The following is a 2125-nucleotide window of genomic DNA, read 5'->3' as shown; positions in this document are numbered from 1 at the left end:
GCTGGCGCGACCGTATGGCGGCCGGGATCGCTCTCGCACAGCGCGCCGGTATCTACCTCCCTGCCCAACCCGTGTCAACAGGTTTTCCGGGGCGAAGAGGAGACTAGCAGCTCACGGGAGCTCTCCGCACATCAGGCGGCCGTGGGGAGGGACGCGCTGCGCTCGGTCTCGCCGAGGTCCCCCGTCTCACCCGCGCGGACGGCCCGGCCACCGAGGACGAAGACGTAGGCCAGGAAGGCCAGCTCAGCCGCTATTCCGATGCCTATGCGGGCCCAGGTCGGCAGGCCGGAGGGGGTGACGAACCCTTCGATCGCGCCGGAGACGAAGAGGACCAGGGCCAGGCCGATCGCCATGCCCACGGCCGCACGGCCTTCCTCGGCCAGCGCCGTACGGCGGCTGCGCGGACCGGGGTCTATGAGGGTCCAGCCGAGACGCAGTCCGGTACCCGCGGCCACGAAGACCGCGGTGAGTTCGAGCAGCCCGTGCGGGAGGACCAGACCCAGGAAGGTGTCGAGGCGGCCGGCCGAGGACATCAGGCCGAACCCGACGGCCAGGTTGAGCATGTTCTCCAGCAGGATCCAGAGGACCGGCAGGCCGAGGAAGACACCCAGGACCAGGCACATCGCGGCGGCCTGCGCGTTGTTCGTCCACACCTGGGCCGCGAAGGAGGCCGCGGGATGGCTGGAGTAGTAGGTCTCGTACTCGCCGCCGGGGCGGGTCAGCTCGCGGAGCTGGCCGGGGGCGGCGATGGTCGACTGCACGTCCGGGTGGGTCCCGATCCACCAGCCCAGCAGGATCGCGACGGCCGTGGATATGAGTGCGGTGGGCACCCACCAGCGGCGGGAGCGGTAGACGGCCGCCGGGAAGCCCTGTCCCAGGAAGCGGGCGACATCGCGCCAGGAGGCTCGGCCGGTTCCCGCCACGGCACTGCGCGCACGTGCCACGAGTTGGCTGAGGCGTCCGGTGAGCTGCGGATCGGGCGCGCTGGACTGGATGAGGGACAGGTGGGTGGCGGTGCGCTGGTAGAGGGCGACGAGTTCGTCGGCTTCGGCGCCGTCGAGACGCCGCTGACGGCGCAGGAGGGCGTCCAGACGGTCCCATTCGGCTCGGTGTGCGGAGACGAAGACGTCGAGGTCCATCGGGTCTGCCTGCTCCTCGGCTGGTCGTCGACTGCCTGTCGTAGCTGTCGGCTTGTCGTACTGCGGCGCGATGTGCGCTCAGCTTGGCAGACTTGCGCTGTACAGGGCAGACCAGGGAAGGCGGCGGACGTGAGTGAGCTGGTGACGGGCGAGGCGGTGGCGCTCGAACTGCGTCCCGCGAGGCTGCCCAGCAGGGCCCTGGCGGTGCTGCTCGACCTGGTCGTGGTCCTGGCCGTGTACATCGGGGCGATGACAGGCCTGGTCGCGGCCACGGCCTCGCTGGACGAAGCCGCACAGACCGCGCTGTCGATCGCGGCCTTCCTGCTGCTGCTGGTGGGGGCGCCGATCGCGGTGGAGACGCTGAGTCACGGGCGTTCGCTCGGGAAGCTGGCGTGCGGGCTGCGGGTCGTACGCGATGACGGTGGGCCGATCCGGTTCCGGCATGCGCTGGTGCGGGGCGCTCTCGGTGTGGTCGAGATCCTGATGACGTTCGGGGTCGTCGCCTGTATCGCCTCGCTGGTGTCGGCGCGCGGTCGGCGGCTCGGTGACGTCTTCGCCGGGACCCTGGTCGTACGGGAGCGGGTGCCCGTCGGGCAGACCCGTTTCATTCCGCCGCCCCCGCCTTGGCTGGCGGGACGTTTCGCCGAGCTGGACCTGTCGGCCGTACCGGACGGGCTGTGGCTCGCCGTCCGGCAGTACCTCACGCGGATGCAGCAGCTGGATCCGCAGGTCTCCTGGGCGATGGCCGGGCAGCTCGCGTCCGACCTCGCCAACCGGACGGGTACTCCGGCGCCGCAGGACGTACCGCCGGCCGCCTTTCTCGCGGCCGTGATGCAGGAGCGCCAGGCCCGCGAGGCCCGGCGGACCTTCGCCGGGTACGGCCCCGCACTGCCCGGCGCGCCCGTCGGCTACGGCCCATCGTTGCCCGGTGCCGGCACCGGCGTAGCCGGTGCCGGCACCGGCTACGCCCCGATAGGAAGAGGACA

The 2125-nt window shown here is 71.6% G+C and carries 2 protein-coding genes; one reads left to right on the top strand and one right to left on the bottom strand.

Annotation, left to right across the window (positions count from 1 at the left end; translation table 11 throughout):
- Window positions 1–131: 131 nt before the first annotated feature.
- The gene (locus ABZ646_RS45550; protein ID WP_360533386.1) at window positions 132–1139 is read right to left on the bottom strand and encodes a stage II sporulation protein M; all 1008 of its coding nucleotides are present in this window, start codon (window positions 1137–1139) and stop codon (window positions 132–134) included.
- Between the two features lie 129 nt (window positions 1140–1268).
- Between ABZ646_RS45550 and ABZ646_RS45545 the strand changes: the two genes are divergently transcribed.
- On the top strand, window positions 1269–2125 hold an 857-nt coding region (locus ABZ646_RS45545), incomplete at its 3' end, for an RDD family protein (protein ID WP_360533383.1).

The sequence above is a fragment of the Streptomyces sp. NPDC007162 genome (assembly GCF_040634175.1).
Classification (GTDB): Bacteria; Actinomycetota; Actinomycetes; order Streptomycetales; family Streptomycetaceae; genus Streptomyces.
The sequence above is the reverse complement of the archived record's forward strand: the minus strand, read 5'-3'. Positions and strand labels throughout refer to the sequence as shown.

Excerpts from the sequence above, each read along its gene's own strand:
- ABZ646_RS45550 (WP_360533386.1), bottom strand. The coding sequence starts at position 1,139 with ATGGACCTCGACGTCTTCGTCTCCGCACACCGAGCCGAATGGGACCGT.